A 23,606-nucleotide genomic window follows, 5' to 3' on the forward strand; every position below is an offset into this window, starting at 1 on the left:
GCGTTGGAGCGGTCCGATTACTCGGCCACTTCCTCGGCCACGACCGGACGGTCAACCAGCTCGACGTAGGCCATCGGTGCGTTGTCGCCGGCGCGGAAGCCGCACTTCAGCAGGCGCAGGTAGCCGCCCGGACGGTTCGCGTAGCGCGGGCCCAGGATGGTGAACAGGTTGCCCACGGCTTCGTTGTCGCGCAGGCGGGCGAAGGCCAGACGGCGGTTGGCGACGGAGTCGACCTTGGCCAGGGTGATCAGCGGCTCGGCAACGCGGCGCAGTTCCTTGGCCTTCGGCAGGGTGGTCTTGATCAGCTCGTGCTTGAACAGCGAGGCGGCCATGTTCTTGAACATCGCTTCGCGGTGGGCGCTGGTACGGCTGAACTTACGGCCAGACTTCTGGTGACGCATGGTGATATTCCTTGGTTAATGATGAGGCTGTGCGGATCGTTGTCGCCATCCTGGCGTTGCTGCGCGGACTGCGGATGGTCCTGGCCGCCCGTCCTGGACGACCTGCCGCGCGAACCTGCGGTTCGTCGTGGCATGTTGTGTTGCGTTGAAGGCTCCACCGTTGCCGGTGGAGCCTCCAGGCATTACCGATATCAGCCCAGCATGCCGTGGCTGGCGACGCCGGCCGGCGGCCAGTTCTCCAGCTTCATGCCGAGGGACAGGCCGCGCTGAGCCAGCACTTCCTTGATCTCGGTGAGCGACTTCTTGCCCAGGTTCGGGGTCTTCAGCAGCTCCACTTCGGTCTTCTGGATCAGATCGCCGATGTAGTAGATGCTTTCAGCCTTCAGGCAGTTGGCCGAACGCACGGTCAGCTCCAGATCGTCGATCGGGCGCAGCAGCACCGGATCCACGCCGTTGTTGGCCGGCTTGGCCGCACCGCGGTCGCGGTGGGTGAAGTCGCCGAACACCGACAGCTGGTCGCTGAGGATGTCGGCGGCGGTGCGCACGGCTTCCTCGGCGTCGATGGTGCCGTTGGTCTCAATATCGATGACCAGCTTGTCCAGGTCGGTACGCTGTTCGACGCGGGCCGCTTCCACGGCATAGGCGACGCGGCGGACCGGCGAGAACGAGGCATCCAGGACCAGGCGGCCGATGGCACGGGTTTCTTCGTCCGGACGACGACGCGCGGCAGCCGGCTGGTAGCCGAAACCACGTTCGATCTTCAGACGCATGTTCACTGCCGTGTCCTTGGTCAGGTGGCAGATCACATGGTCGCCGTTCAGGATCTCCACATTGTGGTCGACCTTGATGTCGGCAGCGGTGACAACGCCCGGGCCCTGCTTGGACAGGGACAGGGTGGCGCTGTCGCCGGAGTGCATACGGATGGCCACGTCCTTCAGGTTCAGCAGGACTTCGAGCACGTCCTCCTGCAGACCTTCGACCGTGGTGTACTCATGCAACACGCCGTCGATTTCGACTTCCGTGATGGCGAAGCCCGGGATGGACGACAGCAGCACGCGACGCAGGGCATTGCCCAGCGTATGCCCGTAACCCCGCTCCAAAGGTTCGATAACGACCTTTGCACGGGTGTCGGTAAGGCGTTCGATCTGCGGACCGCGAGGACGCAGAACCTGGTTGGCGGTAACCGTCATGTTGCGGGTTCTCCTAGTGAACCCCCGGCCGTCGCCGGGGGCTCTCCAATGATGAATTACTTCGAATACAGCTCGACGATCAGCGCTTCGTTGATGTCCGCAGGCAGATCCGAACGATCCGGAACAGCCTTGAAGATGCCGGTGAACTTGCCGGAATCCACTTCAACCCACGACGGGCTCAGGTCATGCTGGGCGGCGACGGTCAGGGCTTCCTGGACGCGCAGCTGCTTGGCAGCCTTTTCAGACAGAGCGATGGCGTCGCCAGCCTTGACCTGGTACGAAGCCAGGTTGACCGACTTGCCATTCACGGTGACGCCCCGGTGCGACACCAGCTGACGGGCAGCCGGACGGGTCACGGCGAAGCCCATGCGGTAGACGACGTTGTCCAGGCGGGTTTCCAGCAGCTGCAGCAGGTTCTCGCCGGTGTTGCCCTTCTTGGTCGAGGCCTTCTTGTAGTAGTTGCGGAACTGACGCTCCAGCAGGCCGTAGATACGCTTGACCTTCTGCTTTTCACGCAGCTGGGTGGCGTAGTCGGACAGCTTGCCCTTGCGGGCAGTGGCGCCGTGCTGGCCGGGCTTCTGCTCCAGCTTGCACTTCGAGTCCAGCGCACGCGCCGGGCTCTTCAGGGACAGGTCGGCGCCTTCGCGACGGGCGAGCTTACAGGTAGGACCGATATAACGAGCCATTTCTTATCGCTCCCTTTAGACGCGACGCTTCTTCGGCGGACGGCACCCGTTGTGCGGGATAGGCGTCACGTCGATGATGTTGGTGATCTTGTAGCCGACGTTGTTCAACGAACGCACGGCCGACTCACGGCCCGGACCCGGGCCCTTGATGCGGACTTCCAGCGACTTCACGCCGTAGTCCAGCGCAGCACGACCGGCCTTTTCAGCAGCCACCTGGGCAGCGAACGGGGTCGACTTGCGCGAACCGCGGAAGCCAGCGCCACCGGAGGTCGCCCACGACAGAGCGTTGCCCTGGCGGTCGGTGATGGTGACGATGGTGTTGTTGAACGAAGCGTGGACGTGGGCAACGCCGTCGGTGACGACGCGCTTGATCTTCTTCTTGGTCTTAGCAGCGGGCTTAGCCATTTCTCAGTCCCTTACTTCTTGATCGCCTTGCGCGGACCCTTGCGGGTGCGGGCGTTGGTACGGGTGCGCTGGCCACGCAGCGGGAGGCCACGACGGTGACGCAGGCCGCGGTAGCAGCCCAGGTCCATCAGGCGCTTGATCGCGATACCGATTTCACGGCGCAGATCGCCTTCCACGATGTACTTGCCGACTTCGGCGCGCAGGCGCTCGATTTCCGGCTCCGACAGATCGCGGATCTTGGTGGTCGAAGCAACGCCTGCGACTTCGCAGACCTTCTTCGAACGGGTACGGCCGATGCCGTAAATGCTTTGCAACCCGACCCAGACGTGCTTCTGGGCTGGCAGGTTGACGCCTGCAATACGCGCCATGACGCGGTTCTCCAGCTGAGTGATGGCCGACAGCGCGCCTCGGGCACGCCAATCCGGCAGGATGGATCAAAAAAGTGAACTAGCGATACTAACAAGGTTCCGGTTTACATGGAAGCCCGTGAAACCATTGGTTTCATGAACCCGGCCTGGGGAGTGTGCCCAGGCTCCGGCGCCGGATGGGGTTGGACCTGGGGTTTCCCCCGGGGCCGCCCGCGCTACTCCAGCGCGGGACCACCTCACCACACCCCCACCCGGAACCGCTGCGGGGGCCGCCCTTCGTTTGTGTGGCCGGAGTCCGCGAAGCGGAGGGACCATCACGTCAGGAAGACGAAAGTATAACAGGCCTATCAGCCGCGGGCAAAACCGCCGCGGCTGCCGCCCTTCAGGTTGGCCTTCTTCAGCAGGCTCTCGTACTGGTGCGACATCAGGTGCGCCTGCACCTGGGCGATGAAGTCCATCACCACCACCACCACGATCAGCAGCGAAGTACCGCCGAAGTAGAACGAGGCGTTCAGCTGCGTGCGCATCAGTTCCGGCAGCAGGCAGACGATCACCAGGTACGCCGAGCCGGCTGCGGTCAGGCGGGTCAGCACGCCGTCGATGTAGTCGGCGGTGGCCTTGCCCGGACGGATGCCCGGGATCAGCGCGCCCGACTTCTTCAGGTTGTCGGCGGTTTCCTGCGAGTTGAACACCAGCGCGGTATAGAAGAACGCGAAACCGGTGATCAGCGCAGCGAACACGATCATGTGCAGCGGCTCGCCCGGGCCGAGCGCGTTGGCGACCTTCTGCAGGATCTGGCCGAAGCTGCTCTGGTTGGCGGCCTGGCCGGACCACATGGCCAGGGTGGCCGGGAAGGCCAGCAGGCTCGAGGCGAAGATCGCCGGGATGACGCCGGCCATGTTGAGCTTCAGCGGCAGGAACGAGGTCTGGTTCATGTACGCGTTGCGACCGCCCTGGCGGCGCGCGTAGTTGACCGTGATCCGGCGCTGGCCACGCTCGACGAACACCACGAAGAAGGTGAAGGCGAGCACGACGATGGCGATCAGCAGCAGCTGGATGAACTGGATGTTGCCGTCGCGGTAGGCGTCGAAGGTGTGGATGACCGCACCCGGCAGGCCGGCCACGATACCGGCGAAGATGATCAGCGACACGCCGTTGCCGATGCCGCGCTCGGTGACCTGCTCACCGACCCACATCAGGAACATGGTGCCGGCGGTCAGCGCGACCACGGCGGTGAGCACGAAGCCCATGCCCGGCGCGTACACGACCGGAGCGCCCGACGGCGAGACCTGGCCCTGCAGGGCCAGTGCGATCGAGCCGCCCTGCACCACTGCCAGCAGCACGGCGCCGATGCGCGAATACTGGGTGATCTTGCGGCGGCCGGACTCACCTTCCTTCTGCATCGCCTTCAGGGCGGGGAAGATGTGCACGGCCAGCTGCATCACGATCGATGCCGAGATGTACGGCATCACGTTCAGCGCGAAGATGCTGAAACGGTGCAGGGCGCCGCCCGAGAACATGTTGAACATGTCCACGATGCCGCCGCCCTGCTGTTGCATCATGGCAAGCATGGCATCGGGATTGACGCCCGGCACCGGCACGTAGCAGCCGATGCGATAGACGATCAAAGCCCCGACGACGAACAGCAAACGTTGGCGAAGTTCAGTGAACTTGCCCATTCCGCCCGCGAGGTTACCGATGCCAGCTTGCGCCATGATTTTCTTACTCCGTCACGCTGCCGCCGGCAGCTTCGATCGCGGCCTTGGCACCAGCCGTGGCAGCAATACCCTTCAGGGTGAACGCCTTGGTCACTTCGCCCTTGACGACGACCTTGGCCTTCTTTGCGGTGCTCGGGACCAGCTTGGCAGCACGCAGGGCGGCGAAGTCGATCTCGCCGGCCGGCAGCTTGTCCAGCGCGTACAGCAGCACTTCAGCGGTGTCCTTGGCGATCGGCGAACGGAAGCCGATCTTCGGCAGACGACGCTGCATGGGGGTCTGGCCGCCTTCGAAGCCAGCCTTGATCTTGCCGCCACCCTTACGGGCGAACGAACCCTTGTGGCCGCGGCCGGCAGTCTTGCCCAGGCCCGAGCCGATACCGCGACCGACGCGGGTGCGCTCGGTGCGGGCGCCCGGTGCCGGGCTCAGTTCATTGAGACGCAGAGTCATGATCGATTACTCCTCAACCTTGACGAGGTAGTGAACGGTGTTGATCAGACCGCGAACCTGCGGGCTGTCCTTCAGTTCACGCACATCGTTGAGCTTGTTCAGGCCCAGCGCACGCACCGACAGGCGGTGACGCGACTGGGTACCACGCAGGCCGCGCACCAGGCGCACCTTCACAGTCTTGTTGGACTCATTAGCCATGGTTGAGTTCCTCCACCTTCTTGCCGCGCTTGGCCGCGATGCGAGCCGGCGACTGCGCTGCAGTCAGGCCCTTCACGGTGGCACGCACCAGGTTGATCGGGTTGCGCGAACCGGTGGCCTTGGCCAGCACGTTCTTCACGCCAACCGCTTCCAGCACGGCGCGCATGGCACCGCCGGCGATGACGCCGGTACCTTCAGAAGCCGGCTGCATGAACACGCGGGCTGCGCCGTGACCATCCTTGATGGTGTGCCACAAGGTGCCGTTGTTCAGGTCAACGCTGACCAGGTTCTTGCGGGCCTGCTCCATCGACTTCTGGATGGCGACCGGCACTTCGCGCGCCTTGCCATAGCCGAAACCGACCTTGCCTTCGCCGTCGCCGACCACGGTCAGGGCGGTGAAGGTGAACTGGCGGCCACCCTTGACGGTCTTGCTGACGCGGTTGACCGCGACCAGCTTTTCGATCATGCCGTCGTCGACTTTCTCTTCGCGGTTACGGTCGCGATCGCGACCCCGCTGCTGACGCTCTTCTGCCATTTTGATTCCTTGGTAGTTTGGGTATGTACGGCTCGGGGCCGCTTATGGTTGTGGAGTGCTGCGTTGTTGCGGTGAGCCGCTGCAGAAGAGCGGCGTCGCCCAGCCTCACTCAGGCTGGCGAGCAGGCGGGCAGAGGACCCTAGGCCCCCTGCCCTTATCCCTTAGAACTGCAGGCCGGCTTCGCGGGCGGCTTCTGCCAGGGCCTTGATGCGGCCGTGGTAGCGGTAGCCCGAACGATCGAAGGCAACCTTCTCGACGCCGGCGGCCTTGGCACGCTCAGCGACGATGCGGCCAACCTTGGCGGCGGCATCGGCGTTCTTGCCGTTCTTCAGGCCTTCCATGACGTCGGTCTGGGTGGTGTTGGCGGCAGCCAGCACCTTGGAACCGTCGGCGGTGAAGACCTGGGCGTACAGGTGCTGGCCGGTGCGCAGCACCGACAGGCGGGCGACGCCGAGCTCACGGATGTGGGCGCGGGTCGACTTGGCGCGACGCAGGCGGGCGATGTTCTTGTTCATTTTGATTATTCCTTGAAAGCTGAAGGTTGGGCTTTTCCCTGAGGAGTCCGCACAGGGATGTGCGGGCTCTTGCGAGGGACTCGCGCTTACGCCTTCTTGGCTTCCTTACGGATGATGACTTCGTCGGAGTACTTCACGCCCTTGCCCTTGTACGGCTCCGGCTTGCGGAACGCACGGATCTTGGCGGCGACTTCACCGACGACCTGCTTGTCAGCGCCCTGCACCAGGATCTCGGTCTGGGTCGGGGTGGTGATGGTGATGCCTTCCGGCGCCACGAACACGACCGGGTGCGAGAAACCGAGCGACAGGCTCAGATCCTTGCCCTGCATGGCAGCACGGTAACCCACGCCGACCAGCTCAAGCTTGCGCTCGAAGCCTTCGGAAACACCCTTGACCATGTTGGACAGGATCGCGCGGACGGTGCCGGTCAGCGGGACCAGATCAGCGCTCTCGGCGCTCAGGGTGGCAACGCCATTGTCGACGTTGATGGCAATGCCAGCCGGCTTCGGCAGCGACAGGGTGCCCTTCGGGCCCTTGACGGTGACCGATTCGGCCTGGACGTTCAGTTCAACCTTACCCAGGGTGACGGGCTTCTTGGCTACGCGGGACATAGTTCTACTCCTTTCGCCTTAGGCCACGAAGCACAGGACTTCGCCGCCGACGCCCAGCTGGCGCGCCTGCGCATCAGTCATGATGCCCTTGGAGGTGGAAATGATGGAGATACCCAGGCCGTTCATGACCTTCGGCAGCTCGCTCTTGCCGCGGTACTGGCGCAGGCCCGAACGCGAGAAGCGCTTCAGGGTCGCGATGACCGGCTTGCCTTCGAAATACTTCAGCACGATTTCCAGCTCGGACTTGTTGTTTTCCAGCTGGGTCACGCGCAGGTCGGTGATGTAACCCTCGTCCTTCAGGACCTGGGCGATCGCAACCTTGATCTTGGACGACGGGGCTTTCACCGTCTGCTTGCCAACCGCAGCCGCATTCTTGATGCGGACCAGCAGGTCGGCGATGGGATCAGTCATGCTCATATGAGTACCTTTGAGTGCACCGATATCCGCTTTCGCGAAAATCTGTTGTCTCCTGGAAACGGGCCAGGTCCCCTCTTGCAGCAGGCCAGCGGCCTGCCCAGCTACCCCGTTTGCACAGGGCAAGACGCGGGATTATACGCCAAAAGAGCCCGGCTTGCGCCGGGCTCTTCGGTTTTTTTGCTCAGGGAAGGCTGAACGCCTCCCCTGCCCCGGTTCAGGAACCCCCGAAGGGGCTCCTGATCGCAGGGCCGGCTGGGATTACCAGCTGGCCTTGCGCAGACCCGGGACGTCGCCGCGCATGGTGGCTTCGCGCAGCTTGTTGCGGCCGAGGCCGAACTTGCTGTACACGCCACGCGGACGACCCGACAGCTCGCAACGGTTGCGCTGGCGGCTCGGCGACGAATCGCGCGGCAGCTTGGCCAGCTTGGTTGCGGCGTCGATCTTCTCTTCGTAGGTCGCGTCCACGGAGGACACGATCTTCTTCAGAGCCGCACGCTTTTCAGCGTACTTCTTTGCCAGCTTTTCCCGCTTGATGTCGCGGTTGACCATGGAGGTCTTTGCCATTTCGGTTTCCTCGACGGATCAGTTACGGAACGGGAACTTGAACGCTGCCAGCAGCGCCTTCGCTTCCGCGTCGGTCTTCGCAGTGGTGGTGATGGCGATATCCATACCGCGGATCGCGTCGACGGCGTCGAAGTCGATTTCCGGGAAGATGATCTGCTCCTTCACACCCATGTTGAAGTTGCCGCGGCCGTCGAAGGAACGACCGGAAACACCACGGAAGTCGCGCACGCGCGGCAGCGAGATGTTGATCAGGCGATCCAGGAACTCGTACATCTTGTGGCGACGCAGCGTGGTCTTGCAGCCGATCGGCCAACCATCGCGGATCTTGAACGACGCAACCGACACACGCGACTTGGTGACAACCGGCTTCTGGCCGGAAATCTTGGTCATGTCGCCGACGGCGTTTTCCAGGATCTTCTTGTTGGTGGCCGCTTCGCCGACACCCATGTTCAGGGTGACCTTGACCAGCTTCGGCACTTCCATCGGATTGGTGTAGCCGAACTGCTTCATCAGCGCCGGCACCACTTCGTCCTTGTAGAACTTTTCGAGACGGGAACTCATCTTCTCATTCCTCAGGCGTCGAGCGCCTCACCGCTGGAGCGGAACACACGCAGTTTGCGTCCATCCTCCAGCACCTTGAAGCCAACGCGTTCGCCCTTGCCCGAAGCCGGGTTCAGAACATTCACGTTGGAGATATGGATCGAAGCTTCGCGCTCGACCACGCCGCCGGCAACACCTGCCTGCGGGTTCGGCTTGGTGTGGCGCTTGACGATGTTCACGTTGGCGACGACCACACGGTCGCCGTCGACGCGGACGACTTCGCCCTGCTTGCCCTTGTCCTTGCCAGCGTTGACGACAACCTGGTCGCCCTTCTTGATACGGTTAGCCATGATTATCTCCTGTCGCTCACAGCACTTCGGGAGCGAGCGAGACGATCTTCATGAACTTCTCCGAACGAAGTTCACGGGTCACCGGCCCGAAGATACGGGTACCGATCGGCTCCTGCTTGCTGTTCAGCAGAACGGCAGCGTTGCCGTCGAAGCGGATCAGCGAGCCATCGGCGCGACGCACACCCTTGCGGGTACGCACCACGACGGCGTCATACACTTCACCCTTCTTGACCTTGCCGCGCGGAATCGCATCCTTCACGGTGACCTTGATGATGTCGCCGATGCCGGCGTAACGGCGCTTGGAACCACCCAGCACCTTGAAGCACATCACCTGCTTGGCACCCGAATTGTCCGCGACGTCAAGGTAGCTCTGCATCTGGATCATGATTCAGACTCCTTATTCAGCCGCACGCGTGATGACTTCCACCACGCGCCAGTTCTTGGTCTTGGACATCGGAGCAATCTCGGTCACGCGGACGACATCGCCTTCCTTGCAGGCGTTGTCGGCATCGTGGGCGTGCAGCTTGGTCGAGCGCTTGATGTACTTGCCGTACAGCGCGTGCTTGACCTGACGCTCAACCAGGACGGTAACCGTCTTGTCCATCTTGTTGCTGACGACACGGCCTTCGACCGTGCGCAGCGTCTTCTTTTCAGTATTGTCGCTCATAGCGGCCATCCTTACTTCGTGCTGCCGAGCAGGGTCTTGACGCGAGCAATCTCGCGACGGACCCGGCGAATGTCGTGGGTCTTCGGCAGCTGGCCGGTGACCTGCTGCATACGGACAGAGAACTGTTCCTTACGCAGGTCGATCAGGTGGGCCTTGAGTTCGTCAGCCGACTTTTCACGGAGAGTTTTGATATCCATCAGCGCACCGTACGGGTCACGAAAGTGGTGGTGACCGAGAGCTTGGCGGCGGCCAGGCGGAACGCCTCGCGAGCCACTTCCTCGGAAACACCCTCGATTTCATAGATCATGCGGCCGGGCTGGATCTGGGCCACCCAGTATTCCACGTTACCCTTACCAGAACCCATTCGGACTTCGATGGGCTTCTTGGTGATGGGCTTGTCGGGGAACACGCGGATCCACATCTTGCCGCCGCGCTTGACGTAGCGGCTGATCGAGCGGCGGGCCGCTTCGATCTGACGCGCGGTCAGCTGACCGTGTGCGGTTGCCTTCAGGCCGTATTCGCCGAAGCTGACAGCGTTGGCGCTCCAGCTCAGGCCATCGTTACGGCCCTTGTGTACCTTGCGGTACTTGGTTCGCTTGGGTTGCAACATTGTCGTTACCTCGCTTCACGGGCCGGGCGCTGACGGTCACCACGGTCGCCGCGATCGTGACGATCGTTGCGCGACGGGGTGTCGTCCTGCTTTTCCTGGCCAACCTGGGAGAAATCGAAGACCTCGCCCTTGTAGATCCAGACCTTGATGCCGATGATGCCGTAGGTCGTCTTGGCTTCAGCGAAGCCATAGTCGATGTCGGCACGCAGGGTGTGCAGCGGCACGCGGCCTTCGCGGTACCACTCCGAACGGGCGATTTCTGCACCGTTGAGGCGGCCACCGACGTTGACCTTGATGCCCAGGGCACCCAGGCGCATCGCGTTGCCGACCGAGCGCTTCATCGCGCGGCGGAACATGATGCGACGCTCCAGCTGCTGGGCGATCGACTCGGCAACGAGCTGCGCGTCCAGTTCCGGCTTGCGCACTTCGGTGACGTTGATGTGCGCCGGGACGCCCATCATCTCGCTCACTTCCTTGCGCAGCTTCTCGATGTCCTCACCGCGCTTGCCGATCACCACGCCCGGACGGGCGGTGTGGATCGTCACGCGAGCGGTCTTGGCCGGACGCTCGATCAGGATCTTGCTGATGCCGGCCTGAGCCAGCTTCTTGCGCAGCATTTCGCGCACTTTCAGGTCGGCTGCCAGGTAACCAGCGAACTCGGCCTTGTTGGCGTACCACTTGGAGTTCCAGTCCTTGGAAATGCCGAGGCGGATACCAATCGGATGAACTTTATGACCCATGGTCTTTTCCTTATCCGCTTACTTGGCGGCGCCCACAACCACAGTGATGTGGCTGGTGCGCTTGAGGATGCGGGTACCGCGGCCTTTCGCCCGCGCCATGAAACGCTTCAGGGTCGGACCTTCATCAACCATGATGGTCTGAACCTTCAGCTCGTCGACGTCGGCGCCCTGGTTGTTCTCGGCGTTGGCAATTGCCGACTCCACCACCTTCTTGATCAGGTGGGCAGCCTTCTTGTCCGAGAACTTCAGCAGGTTGACCGCACGCTCGGCCGGCAGACCGCGCACCTGGTCAGCGACCAGACGAGCCTTCTGCGGGGAGATGCGCGCAGTGCGCAGGATGGCTTTCGCTTCCATTGTCATCTCTCCTTACTTGCCCGACTTCTTGTCACCACCGTGACCCTTGAAGGTCCGGGTGATGGCAAATTCGCCGAGCTTGTGGCCGACCATGTTCTCGTTGACGAGAACCGGGATGTGGTTCTTGCCGTTATGCACGGCAATGGTGACGCCTACCATGTCAGGCAGGATCATCGAACGGCGCGACCAGGTCTTGATCGGCTTCTTGCTGCCCGCAGCGGCCTCCACCTTCTTGACGAGGTGGTGATCGACGAACGGGCCCTTCTTGAGTGAACGTGCCATGGTCGATTAGCCCCTACGATCGCGGACGATGAACTGCTGAGTGCGCTTGTTATGGCGCGTCTTGTAACCCTTGGTCGGGACACCCCACGGGGTGACCGGATGCGGGTTACCCTGGCCGGCCTTGGCCTCACCACCACCGTGCGGATGGTCAACCGGGTTCATGGCAGCACCACGAACGGTCGGGCGGACGCCGCGCCAACGCTTGGCACCGGCCTTGCCCAGCTTTTCCAGGCTGTGCTCGTCGTTGCCGACTTCACCGATGGTGGCGCAGCACTCGACCGGAACCTTGCGCATTTCACCCGAGCGCAGGCGCAGGGTGGCGTAGATGCCTTCGCGAGCCACCAGCTGCACGGCCGCACCGGCGGCGCGAGCGATCTGAGCGCCCTTGCCCGGCTTCAGTTCGATGCAGTGGATGGTGGTACCGACCGGGATGTTGCGCAGCGGCAGGGTGTTGCCCGACTTGATCGGGGCATCCGAACCGGCGATCACCTGATCACCCGCCTTCAGGCCCTTCGGGGCGATGATGTAGCGACGCTCACCGTCGACGTAGCACAGCAGGGCGATGTGGGCGGTGCGGTTCGGATCGTATTCGATGCGTTCCACGCGCGCCGGGATGCCCAGCTTGTTGCGCTTGAAGTCGATGATGCGGTAGTGCTGCTTGGCACCACCACCGACGTGACGCACGGTGATGCGGCCATGGTGGTTACGACCACCCGAGCGGCTCTGCGACTCGACCAGTGCGGCGTGCGGAGCACCCTTGTGCAGGTCGGGGGTGACCACGCGCACGGCCGAACGGCGGCCGGGGGAGGTGGGCTTGAATTTCATCAATGGCATGGGATGTACCTCAGGCCTTGGCCGTTACATCGATCGACTGGCCATCGGCCAGGCGAACGTACGCCTTGCGCCAATCGCCGCGGCGGCCAGCACGGTTACGGAAGGACTTGTTCTTGCCCTTGACGTTGACCACGTTGACGGCTTCGACCTTGACGTCGAACAGCTGCTCAACCGCGGCCTTTACATCGGCCTTGGTGGCTTCGTTCGAAACTTCGAAGACATACTGGTTGGAGAGTTCCTGCAGGCGCGCGGTCTTTTCGGAGACACGCGGGGCACGCAGCACGCTGAAGATTTTTTCGTTGCTGTTCATGCCAGCCACTCCTCGACCTTCTTGACCGCGTCAGCGGTGATGACGACCGTGTCGGCACCGACCAGCGACACCGGGTCCAGACCCTGCACGTCACGCACCTGCACGTACGGCAGATTGCGGGCGGACAGGTACAGGTGCTCGGAGGCTTCTTCAGTGACGATCAGCGGGCGCTTGCCCACTTCCAGGCCGGCCAGCTTGGCGATCAGACCCTTCGTGTTGGTCACTTCGACATCGAAGGACTCCACGATGGTCAGACGGCCCTGACGGTTCAGCTCGGACAGGATCGCGCACATGGCGGCACGGTACTGCTTACGATTGACCTTCTGCTCGAAGCTGCGCGGCTTGGCCGCGAAGGTGACACCGCCGCCGACGAAGATCGGAGCCGTCAGTGCGCCATGACGCGCGCCGCCGCCCTTCTGCTTCTTCGACTTCTTGGTGGTACCAGCCACTTCAGAGCGAGTCTTCTGTGCCTTGGTGCCGGCGCGGCCGGCGTTGCGGTAGGCAACGACGACCTGGTGGACCAGATCTTCGCTGAAATCGCGACCGAACACGGCGTCGGAGACCGAGACCTTGTTGTTGCTACCCGTGATAACGAGTTCCATCGTCATCTCTCCTTATGCCTTGCTCGCCGGACGGACGATCACGTCGCCACCCGCCGCGCCCGGAACGGCGCCGCGAACCGCGATCAGACCGCGCTCGACGTCGACCTTGACCACTTCCAGGTTCTGGGTGCTCTGCTGCACCGCGCCCATGTGGCCCGACATCTTCTTGCCCGGGAAAACACGACCCGGGGTCTGGCGCTGACCCAGCGAACCCGGCGCGCGATGCGACAGCGAGTTACCGTGGGTTGCATCGCCCATACGGAAGTTGTGGCGCTTGATGGTGCCCTGGAAGCCCTTACCCTTGGTGACACCCTGGACGTCGACGATCTGGCCGACTTCGAAGATGTCCGCCTTGACTTCGCCGCCAACGGCGAAATCGCCGAGCTGCGCGTCTTCAACGCGGAATTCCCACAGGCCACGACCCGCTTCCACCTTCGCCTTGGCGAAGTGGCCGGCTTCCGGCTTGTTGACCAGGGCAGCGCGACGTGCGCCGACGGTCACCTGCACGGCGCTGTAGCCGTCGGTTTCGACGGTCTTGATCTGCGCGATGCGGTTCGGGGTTGCTTCGATCAGGGTCACCGGGATGGAGCGGCCATCTTCAGTGAACACGCGGCTCATGCCAGCCTTGCGGCCCACGAAGCCCAACGAATACTTCTTCGTCATGGTCGTAGTCCTCAGGTCAGCTTGATCTGAACGTCGACGCCGGCAGCCAGTTCGAGCTTCATCAGCGCGTCCACGGTCTTGTCATTCGGGTCAACGATATCGAGCACGCGCTTGTGCGTGCGGGTCTCGTACTGGTCACGCGCGTCCTTGTCGACGTGCGGGGAGACGAGAACGGTGTAACGCTCGATCTTGGTCGGCAGCGGGATCGGGCCACGCACTTGCGCGCCGGTCCGCTTTGCCGTTTCAACGATCTCGCTGGCCGAACGGTCGATCAGACGATGATCGAACGCTTTCAGCCGGATCCGGATCTTTTGGTCCGCCATGGCGGTAGGTTCCTTCGTTAAAAGAGCGACAGACAAAGCCTCTGGGTTGCTTTGCCCCATGAAATTCCTGAATACGGACGGCCCGCACTCCTGCAGGCAGCCAAGGTCACTCCATAGACCTCAAAAACGTAGGCAGACCAGTTTCCCGGCCTGCCCAGACGTAGAAGCATAATGGCACGCAAGGCAGCTGTCAACAGTCGCCTGTTGACGCCGCCTGAATGGCATTGACCCTTCCTGGTCCGGGGAACACAAGGCACATCCTGTGCCTGCTTTCCCATTTGATACGCCCCGATGCCCTACCCAGGCAACATCGGGGCGCAGATACTACCAGATTACTCGATGATCTTCGAGACCACGCCGGCGCCGACGGTACGGCCGCCTTCGCGGATGGCGAAGCGCAGGCCTTCGTCCATTGCCACCGGGTTGATCAGGGTGACGACCATCTTGACGTTGTCACCCGGCATCACCATTTCGACGCCTTCCGGCAGTGCAGCTGCGCCGGTGATGTCGGTGGTGCGGAAGTAGAACTGCGGGCGGTAGCCGTTGAAGAACGGGGTGTGGCGGCCGCCTTCGTCCTTCGACAGGACGTACACTTCGCCTTCGAACTTGGTGTGCGGCTTGATCGAACCCGGCTTGGCCAGGACCTGGCCACGCTCGACGTCGTCACGCTTGGTGCCGCGCAGCAGCAGGCCAGCGTTGTCGCCTGCCTGACCCTGGTCCAGCAGCTTGCGGAACATTTCAACGCCGGTCACGGTGGTCTTCTGCACCGGACGGATGCCGACGATTTCGATTTCGTCGCCAACCTTGATCACGCCGCGCTCGATACGACCGGTCACCACGGTGCCGCGGCCCGAGATCGAGAACACGTCTTCCACCGGCATCAGGAACGGCTTGTCGATTGCGCGCTCCGGCTCCGGGATCCAGCTGTCCAGGGCGTCGACCAGCTTCAGGATGGCCGGCACGCCGATGTCGCTCTGGTCGCCTTCCAGCGCCAGACGGGCCGAACCGGCGATGATCGGGGTGTCGTCGCCCGGGAAGTCGTACTTGCTCAGCAGCTCGCGCACTTCCATCTCGACCAGCTCGAGCAGCTCGGCGTCGTCGACCATGTCGGCCTTGTTCAGGAACACGACGATGTACGGCACGCCGACCTGACGCGACAGCAGGATGTGCTCGCGGGTCTGCGGCATCGGGCCGTCAGCGGCCGAGCACACCAGGATCGCGCCGTCCATCTGGGCGGCACCGGTGATCATGTTCTTGACGTAGTCAGCGTGGCCCGGGCAATCGACGTGGGCGTAGTGACGGACCGGGGATTCGTATTCGACGTGCGCGGTCGAGATCGTGATGCCACGCGCCTTTTCTTCCGGCGCGGCGTCGATCGAGGAGTAGTCCTTGAACTCGCCACCGAAGCGCTCGGCACCGATCTTGGTCAGTGCGGCGGTCAGCGTGGTCTTGCCGTGGTCGACGTGACCGATGGTGCCGACGTTGACGTGCGGCTTGGTGCGCTCGAACTTACCCTTTGCCATTGTTCTATACCTTGATTTTGTAAGTGGTTTTCAGGAGAGGCTGAGCGAGGCTCAGCCCTTCTTCATGACGGCTTCGGCGATGTTGTTCGGCGCCGGCTCGTAGTGGTCGAATTCCATGGTGAAGGTGGCGCGGCCCTGGGTCTGCGAACGCAGCGCAGTGGCGTAGCCGAACATTTCACCCAGCGGGATCATCGCGTTGATGATCGAAGCGGAGCCGTCACCGGTGGTGTCGGAACCCTGCAGCACGCCGCGACGACGGCTGACGTCGCCCATCACGTCACCCTGGTAATCCTCCGGGGTCACGATCTCGACCTTCATGATCGGCTCCAGCAGCACCGGCTTGGCCTTGGCGAAGCCCTGCTTGAAGGCCATCGACGAAGCCAGCTTGAACGCCATTTCCGAGGAGTCGACGTCGTGGTACGAACCGAACACCAGCTTCACCTTGACGTCCACGACCGGGAAGCCGGCCAGCGGGCCGCTGGTGATGGTTTCGCGCAGGCCCTTTTCGACCGACGGAATGAATTCCTTCGGGATCACGCCGCCGGTGATGTCGTTGATGAACAGGAAGTCGTCCTTGATCAGCGGAGCGATCTTGGCATCGGCACGATCTTCAGCGGTGATCGGCGACAGCTCGATCACGACGTGACCGTACTGACCCTTACCACCGGACTGCTTGGCGTGCTTGTAGTCCGACTTGACGTCAGCCAGGGTGATGGTTTCGCGGTACGCAACCTGCGGCGCGCCGACGTTGGCTTCAACGTTGAACTCGCGCTTCAGGCGGTCGACGATGATGTCCAGGTGCAGCTCACCCATGCCCGAGATGATCGTCTGGCCGGATTCTTCGTCGGTCTTGACGCGGAACGACGGATCTTCCTGCGCCAGGCGCCCCAGGGCCAGGCCCATCTTTTCCTGGTCCGACTTGGTCTTCGGTTCGACGGCCATCGAGATCACCGGCTCCGGGAACGTCATGCGCTCCAGGATGATCGGCTGGTCGATCGAGCACAGGGTGTCACCGGTGGTGGTGTCCTTCAGGCCCACGGCAGCGGCGATGTCACCGGCCAGAACTTCCTTGATTTCTTCGCGGTTGTTCGAGTGCATCTGCAGGATGCGGCCGATGCGCTCCTTCTTGCCCTTCACCGAGTTCAGGACGGTGTCACCACCGTTCAGGGTGCCCGAGTAGACACGGAAGAAGGTCAGCGCGCCGACGAACGGATCGGTGATGATCTTGAAGGCCAGCGACGAGAACGGAGCCTTGTCGTCGGACTTGCGGGTCATGGCGACGTTTTCGTCGTCCACGTCGGTACCGGTCACGTCCGGCACATCGACCGGCGACGGCAGCAGCTGGATCACGCCGTCCAGCATGGCCTGCACGCCCTTGTTCTTGAACGCCGAACCGCAGTACATCGGGACGATTTCGGTGGCCAGGGTGCGGGTACGCAGCGCGTTGATGATTTCAGCCTCGGCCAGCTCTTCGCCGCCCAGGTACTTTTCCATCAGCTCTTCGCTGGCTTCAGCCGCGGTTTCGATCATGTAGGTGCGGGCTTCTTCAGCCTTTTCCTGCAGGTCGGCCGGGATTTCGCCGTACTCGAACTTCATGCCCTGCGAGGCTTCATCCCAATGGATGGCCTTCATCTTCAGCAGGTCGACGACGCCCTTGAAGCCGTCTTCGGCGCCGATCGGCAGCTGCATCGGCACGGCGACGGCGCCGAGCTTGGCCTTCAGCTGGTCACGGACCTTGTAGAAGTTGGCACCGGTGCGGTCCATCTTGTTGACGAACGCGATGCGCGGCACCTTGTAGCGGTTGGCCTGGCGCCACACGGTTTCCGACTGCGGCTGCACGCCACCGACGGCACACAGGACGAAGACGGCACCGTCGAGCACGCGCAGCGAGCGCTCCACTTCGATGGTGAAGTCGACGTGCCCGGGGGTGTCGATGATGTTGAAGCGGTGCTCCGGCAGGGACTTGTCCATGCCCTTCCAGAACGCGGTGGTGGCAGCGGACTGGATCGTGATGCCACGCTCCTGCTCCTGCTCCATCCAGTCCATGGTGGCGGCGCCGTCGTGCACTTCACCGATCTTGTGGCTCTTGCCGGTGTAGAACAGGATGCGCTCGGACGTGGTGGTCTTGCCGGCATCGATGTGAGCCATGATGCCGAAGTTACGGTAACGCTCGATGGGAGTGGAACGGGCCACGGGAGCCTCTCAGATTTCTTGGATTTCGGATGGCCGAACGCCGCCTTTCGGCGGCCTTCGGATTGGCGCAGTCCTTCCGGGACCGCGAGGCAGCACGCACCAACGTGGTGCTGCCCTGCCTGTTTTACAAGGCCGTCAAACTCACCAGCGGTAGTGGGCGAATGCCTTGTTGGCTTCGGCCATGCGGTGGGTTTCTTCGCGCTTCTTGATGGCGCCGCCACGGTTTTCCGAGGCGTCGATCAGTTCAGCAGCCAGCTTCTTCGGCATGGTGTTCTCACCACGCTTGCGCGCGGAGTCGATCAGCCAGCGCATGGCCAGGGCCATCTTGCGCGACGAACGCACTTCGACCGGCACCTGGTAGGTGGCACCACCGACGCGGCGCGACTTGACTTCCACCGCCGGAGCGACGTTGTCCAGAGCCTTCTGCACCAGTTCAATGGCGTTGGCGCTGCTGTTCTTCTCGGTGATCACGTCCATGGCGCCGTACACGATCTTTTCGGCGACGGACTTCTTGCCGCTCTGCATGACCATGTTGATGAAGCGGGCGATGGTTTCGCTTCCGTGCTTCGGATCGGGCAGGACGGAACGCTGCGGAGTATTACCCTTACGCGACATAGTGCTCTCTCCTTATGCCTTCGGACGCTTGGCGCCGTACTTGGAACGGGCCTGGCGACGCTTGGCAACGCCGGCGGCGTCGAGCGAGCCACGAACGGTGTGGTAACGCACACCCGGCAGGTCCTTGACGCGACCGCCGCGGATCAGGACCACGGAGTGCTCCTGCAGGTTGTGGCCTTCACCACCGATGTAGGAAATCACTTCTTCCTGGTTGGTCAGGCGGACCTTGGCAACCTTGCGCAGAGCCGAGTTCGGCTTCTTCGGAGTGGTGGTGTAGACACGGGTGCAGACGCCACGGCGCTGCGGGCACTTGTCGAGCGCCGGCGAGGCACTCTTGTAGGTGGTCGCTTGCCGCGGCTTGCGGACCAGCTGGTTGATCGTCGCCATCAGTAGGTTCTTCTGATTGGTGGCCGGAAAATCCGACCAGAGATGCGGAAATGTTAAAGCAGGCCGAAATTTTGGCCTGCTGAGACAGACGATTGTAGCAACCTGCCAGGAAAGCAGTCAAACGCCTCCTGTCAAGCCCGTTCCTGATCCCGGAACGTTACTGGGGGGCCTCCATGTACCCCGTTCAGGTTGACAGGGTCGACCGCGGACGATCTCCCCTGCCCTTTCCCAATCCCATCGATGGACCGATGGGGTGGTCCGGCCTTGCGGCCGGACCGGATACCTCATTCTTCGCCCGAGGCCTGTTCAGCTTCGGCTTCAACCACCGGCGCCTCGACCGCGGCCGGGGTACCGGCCAGGGTCTGCATCTCCGACTCGGTGAGACCGGAAGCGCCGCGGCGGCGGTTGCTGTGGTACGCCAGGCCGGTACCGGCCGGAATCAGGCGACCGACGATGACGTTTTCCTTCAGGCCACGCAGGTTGTCCGAGGTGCCGCGGACGGCCGCTTCGGTCAGCACGCGGGTGGTTTCCTGGAACGACGCGGCCGAGATGAACGACTCGGTCGCCAGCGACGCCTTGGTGATACCCAGCAGGACCGGATCGAAGTGCGCCGGCAGCTCGTTGCGGGTCGACAGGCGCGCATTCTCCTCGATAACGCGCTGGCGCTCCACCTGTTCGCCGTTCAGGAACTTGCTGCTGCCCTGGTCGGTGATCTCGACCTTGCGCAGCATCTGGCGGGTGATCACCTCGATGTGCTTGTCGTTGATCTTCACGCCCTGCAGGCGGTACACGTCCTGGATTTCCTTCACCAGGTAGGCCGCCAGCGGTTCGACACCCAGCAGACGCAGGATGTCCTGCGGGCTCGGCTCGCCGTCCACGATGGTTTCACCCTTGGTGACATGCTCGCCTTCGAACACGATGACCTGGCGGTACTTCGGGATCAGCTCTTCGTGCTCCGAACCATCGGTGTCCTTGATGATCAGGCGCTGCTTGCCCTTGGTGTCCTTGCCGAAGCTGATGATGCCCGAACGCTCGGCCAGCACCGCCGGATCCTTCGGCTTGCGCGCTTCGAACAGGTCGGCCACGCGCGGCAGACCACCGGTGATGTCGCGGGTCTTCGACGCTTCCTGCGGGATCTTGGCGACGACGTCGCCCACGCCCACCGGGGCGCCATCCTGCAGGTTGACGATCGAACGCGGCGGCAGCAGGTACTGCGCCGGCAGGTCGGTGCCCGGGATCGACAGGTCGTTGCCCTTGGCGTCGACGATGCGCACGATCGGGCGCAGGTCCTTGGCCTGGGTACCACGACGCTTCGGATCGGTGATTTCGCGCGAAGCGAGGCCGGTCAGCTCGTCGGTCTTCTCGATAACGGTGATGCCGTCGACGAAGTCGATGAAGCGGATGAAGCCGGCCACTTCCGACACGATCGGGTGGTTATGCGGATCCCAGTTGGCCACGGTCTGGCCAGCCTTGATCGCATCACCGTCCTTGGACGTGATGGTCGCACCGTACGGCAGCTTGTAACGCTCACGCTCACGGCCGTGGGCATCGAGCACCGAGATTTCACCCGAGCGCGACACCGCCACCAGCGAGCCGTTGGCGTGCTCGACCGACTTGAGGTTGCTGAACTTGACCGAGCCGGTGGTCTTGACGGTGATGTTGTCGACCGCAGCAGCTCGCGACGCCGCACCACCGATGTGGAACGTACGCATGGTCAGCTGGGTACCCGGCTCACCGATCGACTGCGCGGCGATGACGCCGACCGCTTCACCGATGTTGACCAAGTGGCCGCGGGCCAGATCGCGGCCGTAGCAGCGACCGCAGACACCGAAGGCCGATTCGCACGAGATCGTCGAACGCACCTTGATGCTCTGCACGCCGGCGTCTTCCAGCTTGGCGACCCAGGCTTCGTCCAGCAGGGTGTTGCGGGTAACGATCGGATCTTCGTCGTTGCCCGGCAGGAACACGTCCTCGGCCACCACGCGACCCAGCACGCGATCCTTCAGCGGCTCGACCACGTCGCCGCCTTCCACGATCGGGGTCATGATCAGGCCTTCGGTGGTACCGCAATCCACCTCGGTGATCACCACGTCCTGCGCGACGTCGACCAGACGACGGGTCAGGTAACCCGAGTTCGCGGTCTTCAGCGCGGTATCGGCCAGACCCTTACGGGCACCGTGGGTGGAGTTGAAGTACTCCTGCACGTTCAGGCCTTCGCGGAAGTTCGCCTTGATGGGCGTCTCGATGATCGAGCCGTCCGGGCGGGCCATCAGGCCACGCATGCCGGCCAGCTGACGGATCTGCGCCTGCGAACCACGCGCACCGGAGTCGGCCATGATGTACAGCGAGTTCATCGACTTCTGGTCGATGGTCTCGCCCTTGGCATTGACCACCTTCTCGGTACCGATGGTGTCCATCATCGCCTTGGCGATGCGCTCGTTGGTGCGCGACCAGATGTCGACCACCTTGTTGTAGCGCTCGCCGGCGGTGACCAGGCCCGACTGGTACTGCTCCTGGATTTCCAGCACTTCGGCTTCGGCCTCGGTGAGGATGCCCTTCTTCTCGTCCGGGATCAGCATGTCGTCGATGCCGATCGACACGCCGGCGCGGGTCGCGTAGGCGAAGCCGGTGTACATCAGCTTGTCGGCGAACACGACCGTGTCCTTCAGACCCAGCTGGCGGTAGCTGGAGTTGATCAGGCGGCTGATGTTCTTCTTGGTCAGCTCGGTGTTGGCCAGCGCGAACGGCAGGCCTTCCGGCAGGATTTCAGCCAGCAGGGCGCGACCGATCGTGGTGTCCACGATCGAGGTCTTGTTCTGCTTCACGCCGTCTTCGTCGGTCACCACCTCGGTGATGCGGACCTTGACGCGCGCGTGCAGTTCCACCACGCGGTTGTCGTAGGCACGCTTGACTTCGGCGATGTTGGCGAAGGCCATGCCCTCGCCCTTCTTGTTTTCCAGCGAGCGGGTCATGTAGTACAGACCCAGCACGACGTCCTGCGACGGCACGATGATCGGCTCGCCGTTGGCCGGCGACAGGATGTTGTTGGTCGACATCATCAGCGCACGCGCTTCCAGCTGGGCTTCCAGCGAGAGCGGCACGTGGACGGCCATCTGGTCACCGTCGAAGTCGGCGTTGAACGCGGTGCAGACCAGCGGGTGCAGCTGGATGGCCTTGCCTTCGATCAGCACCGGCTCGAACGCCTGGATGCCCAGGCGGTGCAGGGTCGGCGCACGGTTCAGCATCACCGGGTGCTCGCGGATGACCTCTTCCAGGATGTCCCAGACTTCGGCTTCTTCGCGCTCGACCAGCTTCTTGGCGGCCTTGATGGTGGTGGCCAGGCCACGACGCTGCAGCTTGGCGAACACGAACGGCTTGAACAGCTCCAGCGCCATCTTCTTCGGCAGGCCGCACTGGTGCAGGCGCAGGTACGGGCCGACCACGATGACCGAACGGCCCGAGTAGTCGACGCGCTTGCCGAGCAGGTTCTGGCGGAAGCGGCCCTGCTTGCCCTTGATCATGTCGGCCAGCGACTTCAGCGGGCGCTTGTTGGTGCCGGTGATGGCACGACCGCGACGGCCGTTGTCCAGCAGCGCATCGACCGATTCCTGCAGCATGCGCTTTTCATTGCGCACGATGATGTCCGGCGCGCTCAGTTCGAGCAGGCGGCGCAGGCGGTTGTTACGGTTGATGACGCGGCGGTACAGGTCGTTCAGGTCGGAGGTCGCGAAGCGGCCGCCGTCCAGCGGAACCAGCGGACGCAGGTCCGGCGGCAGCACCGGCAGCACGGTCATGACCATCCATTCCGGACGGTTGCCCGATTCCAGGAAGGCTTCGATCAGCTTGATGCGCTTGGTCAGTCGCTTGAGCTTGGTTTCCGAACCGGTGGCGGCGATTTCTTCGCGCAGGCGGGTCATTTCCGACTGCAGGTCGATCGTGCGCAGCAGTTCGTACACGGCCTCGGCGCCCATCGCGGCGTCGAAGTCGTCACCGTGCTCCTGGCGGGCCTGCAGGTACTGCTCTTCGGTCAGCAGCTGGCGGCGTTCCAGGGCGGTCAGGCCCGGCTCGGTCACCACGTACGCTTCGAAGTACAGCACGCGCTCGATGTCGCGCAGGGTCATGTCCAGCATCAGGCCGATGCGCGACGGCAGCGACTTCAGGAACCAGATGTGCGCGACCGGCGAGGCCAGGTCGATGTGGCCCATGCGCTCGCGGCGCACCTTGGCCAGGGTCACTTCGGTGCCGCACTTCTCGCAGACCACGCCGCGGTGCTTCATGCGCTTGTACTTGCCGCACAGGCACTCGTAGTCCTTCACCGGGCCGAAGATGGCGGCGCAGAACAGGCCGTCACGTTCCGGCTTGAAGGTACGGTAGTTGATGGTTTCCGGCTTCTTCACTTCGCCGAAGGACCACGAACGGATCAGGTCCGGCGAGGCCAGCGCGATCTTGATCGCGTCGAAGTCCAGCGTCTGGCGCTGCTGGTTGAAGAGGTTGAGCAGGTCTTTCATGGTGTTCTCCAGAAGGAGGAATGCTGTGTCGATGGGCTTTCAGTTGACT

32 protein-coding genes are annotated in these 23,606 nt (G+C 63.1%); all 32 read right to left on the reverse strand.

The annotated features are described in order from the left end of the window. Positions 1 to 17: 17 nt before the first annotated feature. Entirely contained in the window at positions 18 to 401 is a 384-nt protein-coding gene (rplQ, locus tag N5C18_RS20885) for a 50S ribosomal protein L17 (RefSeq protein ID WP_005408217.1), read from the reverse strand. A gap of 191 nt (positions 402 to 592) precedes the next feature. Beyond that, positions 593 to 1,591 carry a DNA-directed RNA polymerase subunit alpha gene (rpoA, locus tag N5C18_RS20890; protein ID WP_004145453.1) on the reverse strand — a complete coding sequence of 333 codons (999 nt, stop codon included), beginning with the start codon at positions 1,589 to 1,591 and terminating at the stop codon, positions 593 to 595. 56 nt (positions 1,592 to 1,647) lie between these two features. Next, complete coding sequence (gene rpsD / locus N5C18_RS20895) at positions 1,648 to 2,277, reverse strand: 30S ribosomal protein S4 (RefSeq protein ID WP_004145446.1); 630 nt, start codon at positions 2,275 to 2,277, stop codon at positions 1,648 to 1,650. 15 nt (positions 2,278 to 2,292) lie between these two features. After that, positions 2,293 to 2,682 carry a 30S ribosomal protein S11 gene (gene rpsK, locus N5C18_RS20900; protein WP_004145443.1) on the reverse strand — a complete coding sequence of 130 codons (390 nt, stop codon included), beginning with the start codon at positions 2,680 to 2,682 and terminating at the stop codon, positions 2,293 to 2,295. 11 nt (positions 2,683 to 2,693) lie between these two features. Then, entirely contained in the window at positions 2,694 to 3,050 is a 357-nt protein-coding gene (rpsM, locus tag N5C18_RS20905; protein ID WP_004154500.1) for a 30S ribosomal protein S13, read from the reverse strand. A 347-nt stretch (positions 3,051 to 3,397) separates the two neighbouring features. Further along, a complete protein-coding gene (gene secY / locus N5C18_RS20910; RefSeq protein WP_279945537.1) occupies positions 3,398 to 4,765 on the reverse strand; it encodes a preprotein translocase subunit SecY in 1,368 nt (455 codons plus the stop codon). Between the two features lie 7 nt (positions 4,766 to 4,772). After that, entirely contained in the window at positions 4,773 to 5,216 is a 444-nt protein-coding gene (rplO, locus tag N5C18_RS20915; RefSeq protein WP_004154498.1) for a 50S ribosomal protein L15, read from the reverse strand. Positions 5,217 to 5,222: 6 nt separating this feature from the next. After that, positions 5,223 to 5,414, reverse strand: a complete 192-nt coding sequence (gene rpmD / locus N5C18_RS20920) for a 50S ribosomal protein L30 (RefSeq protein WP_004154497.1) — start codon at positions 5,412 to 5,414, stop codon at positions 5,223 to 5,225. Further along, a complete protein-coding gene (gene rpsE / locus N5C18_RS20925) occupies positions 5,407 to 5,949 on the reverse strand; it encodes a 30S ribosomal protein S5 (RefSeq protein WP_053448882.1) in 543 nt (180 codons plus the stop codon). The genes rpmD and rpsE overlap by 8 nt, the downstream gene beginning before the upstream one ends. A gap of 161 nt (positions 5,950 to 6,110) precedes the next feature. Then, positions 6,111 to 6,470: a 50S ribosomal protein L18 gene (rplR, locus tag N5C18_RS20930; protein WP_024957318.1), complete on the reverse strand. Its 360-nt coding sequence runs from the start codon at positions 6,468 to 6,470 to the stop codon at positions 6,111 to 6,113. Positions 6,471 to 6,550: 80 nt separating this feature from the next. Continuing rightward, positions 6,551 to 7,075 carry a 50S ribosomal protein L6 gene (gene rplF / locus N5C18_RS20935; protein WP_053511493.1) on the reverse strand — a complete coding sequence of 175 codons (525 nt, stop codon included), beginning with the start codon at positions 7,073 to 7,075 and terminating at the stop codon, positions 6,551 to 6,553. A gap of 18 nt (positions 7,076 to 7,093) precedes the next feature. After that, positions 7,094 to 7,492, reverse strand: coding sequence for a 30S ribosomal protein S8 (rpsH, locus tag N5C18_RS20940; protein WP_005408210.1), 399 nt, complete (start codon positions 7,490 to 7,492; stop codon positions 7,094 to 7,096). A 258-nt stretch (positions 7,493 to 7,750) separates the two neighbouring features. Further along, the gene (rpsN, locus tag N5C18_RS20945) at positions 7,751 to 8,056 is read right to left on the reverse strand and encodes a 30S ribosomal protein S14 (protein ID WP_005408209.1); all 306 of its coding nucleotides are present in this window, start codon (positions 8,054 to 8,056) and stop codon (positions 7,751 to 7,753) included. 18 nt (positions 8,057 to 8,074) lie between these two features. Continuing rightward, complete coding sequence (rplE, locus tag N5C18_RS20950; protein ID WP_004154491.1) at positions 8,075 to 8,617, reverse strand: 50S ribosomal protein L5; 543 nt, start codon at positions 8,615 to 8,617, stop codon at positions 8,075 to 8,077. Between the two features lie 11 nt (positions 8,618 to 8,628). Beyond that, positions 8,629 to 8,946 (reverse strand): 50S ribosomal protein L24, encoded by a 318-nt coding sequence (gene rplX / locus N5C18_RS20955; RefSeq protein ID WP_004154490.1) that lies wholly within the window; start codon positions 8,944 to 8,946, stop codon positions 8,629 to 8,631. Positions 8,947 to 8,962: 16 nt separating this feature from the next. Next, positions 8,963 to 9,331 (reverse strand): 50S ribosomal protein L14, encoded by a 369-nt coding sequence (gene rplN / locus N5C18_RS20960; RefSeq protein ID WP_004145357.1) that lies wholly within the window; start codon positions 9,329 to 9,331, stop codon positions 8,963 to 8,965. A 12-nt stretch (positions 9,332 to 9,343) separates the two neighbouring features. Then, positions 9,344 to 9,613: a 30S ribosomal protein S17 gene (gene rpsQ / locus N5C18_RS20965; protein ID WP_004154489.1), complete on the reverse strand. Its 270-nt coding sequence runs from the start codon at positions 9,611 to 9,613 to the stop codon at positions 9,344 to 9,346. An 11-nt stretch (positions 9,614 to 9,624) separates the two neighbouring features. After that, positions 9,625 to 9,810 (reverse strand): 50S ribosomal protein L29, encoded by a 186-nt coding sequence (rpmC, locus tag N5C18_RS20970; RefSeq protein WP_004154487.1) that lies wholly within the window; start codon positions 9,808 to 9,810, stop codon positions 9,625 to 9,627. Continuing rightward, a complete protein-coding gene (rplP, locus tag N5C18_RS20975) occupies positions 9,810 to 10,223 on the reverse strand; it encodes a 50S ribosomal protein L16 (protein ID WP_004154486.1) in 414 nt (137 codons plus the stop codon). Before rplP ends, rpmC begins: the two co-directional genes overlap by 1 nt. A gap of 5 nt (positions 10,224 to 10,228) precedes the next feature. After that, the gene (rpsC, locus tag N5C18_RS20980) at positions 10,229 to 10,963 is read right to left on the reverse strand and encodes a 30S ribosomal protein S3 (RefSeq protein WP_004145350.1); all 735 of its coding nucleotides are present in this window, start codon (positions 10,961 to 10,963) and stop codon (positions 10,229 to 10,231) included. 18 nt (positions 10,964 to 10,981) lie between these two features. Further along, complete coding sequence (gene rplV / locus N5C18_RS20985; RefSeq protein ID WP_004145348.1) at positions 10,982 to 11,317, reverse strand: 50S ribosomal protein L22; 336 nt, start codon at positions 11,315 to 11,317, stop codon at positions 10,982 to 10,984. 12 nt (positions 11,318 to 11,329) lie between these two features. Then, a complete protein-coding gene (gene rpsS, locus N5C18_RS20990) occupies positions 11,330 to 11,599 on the reverse strand; it encodes a 30S ribosomal protein S19 (RefSeq protein WP_004154485.1) in 270 nt (89 codons plus the stop codon). Between the two features lie 6 nt (positions 11,600 to 11,605). Then, positions 11,606 to 12,433: a 50S ribosomal protein L2 gene (gene rplB, locus N5C18_RS20995; RefSeq protein WP_004154484.1), complete on the reverse strand. Its 828-nt coding sequence runs from the start codon at positions 12,431 to 12,433 to the stop codon at positions 11,606 to 11,608. 10 nt (positions 12,434 to 12,443) lie between these two features. Continuing rightward, on the reverse strand, positions 12,444 to 12,743 hold the full coding sequence (rplW, locus tag N5C18_RS21000) for a 50S ribosomal protein L23 (RefSeq protein ID WP_004145338.1): 300 nt from the start codon (positions 12,741 to 12,743) through the stop codon (positions 12,444 to 12,446). Beyond that, positions 12,740 to 13,345, reverse strand: coding sequence for a 50S ribosomal protein L4 (rplD, locus tag N5C18_RS21005; RefSeq protein WP_004145337.1), 606 nt, complete (start codon positions 13,343 to 13,345; stop codon positions 12,740 to 12,742). The genes rplW and rplD overlap by 4 nt, the downstream gene beginning before the upstream one ends. A 12-nt stretch (positions 13,346 to 13,357) precedes the next feature. Then, positions 13,358 to 14,008, reverse strand: coding sequence for a 50S ribosomal protein L3 (gene rplC / locus N5C18_RS21010; protein WP_004145336.1), 651 nt, complete (start codon positions 14,006 to 14,008; stop codon positions 13,358 to 13,360). Between the two features lie 11 nt (positions 14,009 to 14,019). Then, positions 14,020 to 14,331: a 30S ribosomal protein S10 gene (rpsJ, locus tag N5C18_RS21015; RefSeq protein WP_005408208.1), complete on the reverse strand. Its 312-nt coding sequence runs from the start codon at positions 14,329 to 14,331 to the stop codon at positions 14,020 to 14,022. 332 nt (positions 14,332 to 14,663) lie between these two features. Then, on the reverse strand, positions 14,664 to 15,854 hold the full coding sequence (tuf, locus tag N5C18_RS21020; RefSeq protein WP_004154360.1) for an elongation factor Tu: 1,191 nt from the start codon (positions 15,852 to 15,854) through the stop codon (positions 14,664 to 14,666). 51 nt (positions 15,855 to 15,905) lie between these two features. Then, positions 15,906 to 18,047: an elongation factor G gene (gene fusA / locus N5C18_RS21025; protein ID WP_004154359.1), complete on the reverse strand. Its 2,142-nt coding sequence runs from the start codon at positions 18,045 to 18,047 to the stop codon at positions 15,906 to 15,908. 141 nt (positions 18,048 to 18,188) lie between these two features. Further along, complete coding sequence (rpsG, locus tag N5C18_RS21030; protein WP_004145321.1) at positions 18,189 to 18,662, reverse strand: 30S ribosomal protein S7; 474 nt, start codon at positions 18,660 to 18,662, stop codon at positions 18,189 to 18,191. A gap of 12 nt (positions 18,663 to 18,674) precedes the next feature. Continuing rightward, a complete protein-coding gene (rpsL, locus tag N5C18_RS21035) occupies positions 18,675 to 19,049 on the reverse strand; it encodes a 30S ribosomal protein S12 (RefSeq protein ID WP_004145320.1) in 375 nt (124 codons plus the stop codon). 284 nt (positions 19,050 to 19,333) lie between these two features. Further along, the gene (gene rpoC / locus N5C18_RS21040; protein WP_004154358.1) at positions 19,334 to 23,557 is read right to left on the reverse strand and encodes a DNA-directed RNA polymerase subunit beta'; all 4,224 of its coding nucleotides are present in this window, start codon (positions 23,555 to 23,557) and stop codon (positions 19,334 to 19,336) included. Positions 23,558 to 23,606 lie beyond the last annotated feature (49 nt).

This window comes from Stenotrophomonas sp. GD03930 (genome assembly GCF_029839665.1).
In the GTDB taxonomy this organism is placed as follows: domain Bacteria; phylum Pseudomonadota; class Gammaproteobacteria; order Xanthomonadales; family Xanthomonadaceae; genus Stenotrophomonas; species Stenotrophomonas forensis.

Bases quoted from the DNA above. Each gene is read 5' to 3' on its own strand.
- rpsH (WP_005408210.1), bottom strand. From the start codon at position 7,492: ATGAGCATGACTGATCCCATCGCCGACCTGCTGGTCCGCATCAAGAAT.
- tuf (WP_004154360.1), bottom strand. From the start codon at position 15,854: ATGGCAAAGGGTAAGTTCGAGCGCACCAAGCCGCACGTCAACGTCGGC.
- rplQ (WP_005408217.1), bottom strand. From the start codon at position 401: ATGCGTCACCAGAAGTCTGGCCGTAAGTTCAGCCGTACCAGCGCCCAC.
- rpsS (WP_004154485.1), bottom strand. From the start codon at position 11,599: ATGGCACGTTCACTCAAGAAGGGCCCGTTCGTCGATCACCACCTCGTC.
- rplO (WP_004154498.1), bottom strand. From the start codon at position 5,216: ATGACTCTGCGTCTCAATGAACTGAGCCCGGCACCGGGCGCCCGCACC.
- rpsK (WP_004145443.1), bottom strand. From the start codon at position 2,682: ATGGCTAAGCCCGCTGCTAAGACCAAGAAGAAGATCAAGCGCGTCGTC.
- rplX (WP_004154490.1), bottom strand. From the start codon at position 8,946: ATGGCTAACCGTATCAAGAAGGGCGACCAGGTTGTCGTCAACGCTGGC.
- rplW (WP_004145338.1), bottom strand. From the start codon at position 12,743: ATGAACAGCAACGAAAAAATCTTCAGCGTGCTGCGTGCCCCGCGTGTC.
- rpsG (WP_004145321.1), bottom strand. From the start codon at position 18,662: ATGTCGCGTAAGGGTAATACTCCGCAGCGTTCCGTCCTGCCCGATCCG.
- rplE (WP_004154491.1), bottom strand. From the start codon at position 8,617: ATGAGTTCCCGTCTCGAAAAGTTCTACAAGGACGAAGTGGTGCCGGCG.
- rpsD (WP_004145446.1), bottom strand. From the start codon at position 2,277: ATGGCTCGTTATATCGGTCCTACCTGTAAGCTCGCCCGTCGCGAAGGC.
- rpoA (WP_004145453.1), bottom strand. From the start codon at position 1,591: ATGACGGTTACCGCCAACCAGGTTCTGCGTCCTCGCGGTCCGCAGATC.
- rpoC (WP_004154358.1), bottom strand. From the start codon at position 23,557: ATGAAAGACCTGCTCAACCTCTTCAACCAGCAGCGCCAGACGCTGGAC.
- rplD (WP_004145337.1), bottom strand. From the start codon at position 13,345: ATGGAACTCGTTATCACGGGTAGCAACAACAAGGTCTCGGTCTCCGAC.
- rpsJ (WP_005408208.1), bottom strand. From the start codon at position 14,331: ATGGCGGACCAAAAGATCCGGATCCGGCTGAAAGCGTTCGATCATCGT.
- rplB (WP_004154484.1), bottom strand. From the start codon at position 12,433: ATGCCATTGATGAAATTCAAGCCCACCTCCCCCGGCCGCCGTTCGGCC.
- rpsL (WP_004145320.1), bottom strand. From the start codon at position 19,049: ATGGCGACGATCAACCAGCTGGTCCGCAAGCCGCGGCAAGCGACCACC.
- rplN (WP_004145357.1), bottom strand. From the start codon at position 9,331: ATGATCCAGATGCAGAGCTACCTTGACGTCGCGGACAATTCGGGTGCC.
- rplF (WP_053511493.1), bottom strand. From the start codon at position 7,075: ATGTCCCGCGTAGCCAAGAAGCCCGTCACCCTGGGTAAGGTTGAACTG.
- secY (WP_279945537.1), bottom strand. From the start codon at position 4,765: ATGGCGCAAGCTGGCATCGGTAACCTCGCGGGCGGAATGGGCAAGTTC.
- rpmC (WP_004154487.1), bottom strand. From the start codon at position 9,810: ATGGATATCAAAACTCTCCGTGAAAAGTCGGCTGACGAACTCAAGGCC.
- rplC (WP_004145336.1), bottom strand. From the start codon at position 14,008: ATGACGAAGAAGTATTCGTTGGGCTTCGTGGGCCGCAAGGCTGGCATG.
- rpsN (WP_005408209.1), bottom strand. From the start codon at position 8,056: ATGGCAAAGACCTCCATGGTCAACCGCGACATCAAGCGGGAAAAGCTG.
- rpmD (WP_004154497.1), bottom strand. From the start codon at position 5,414: ATGGCTAATGAGTCCAACAAGACTGTGAAGGTGCGCCTGGTGCGCGGC.
- rplV (WP_004145348.1), bottom strand. From the start codon at position 11,317: ATGGAAGCGAAAGCCATCCTGCGCACTGCGCGCATCTCCCCGCAGAAG.
- rpsC (WP_004145350.1), bottom strand. From the start codon at position 10,963: ATGGGTCATAAAGTTCATCCGATTGGTATCCGCCTCGGCATTTCCAAG.
- rpsE (WP_053448882.1), bottom strand. From the start codon at position 5,949: ATGGCAGAAGAGCGTCAGCAGCGGGGTCGCGATCGCGACCGTAACCGC.
- rpsQ (WP_004154489.1), bottom strand. From the start codon at position 9,613: ATGAGCGACAATACTGAAAAGAAGACGCTGCGCACGGTCGAAGGCCGT.
- rpsM (WP_004154500.1), bottom strand. From the start codon at position 3,050: ATGGCGCGTATTGCAGGCGTCAACCTGCCAGCCCAGAAGCACGTCTGG.
- rplP (WP_004154486.1), bottom strand. From the start codon at position 10,223: ATGTTGCAACCCAAGCGAACCAAGTACCGCAAGGTACACAAGGGCCGT.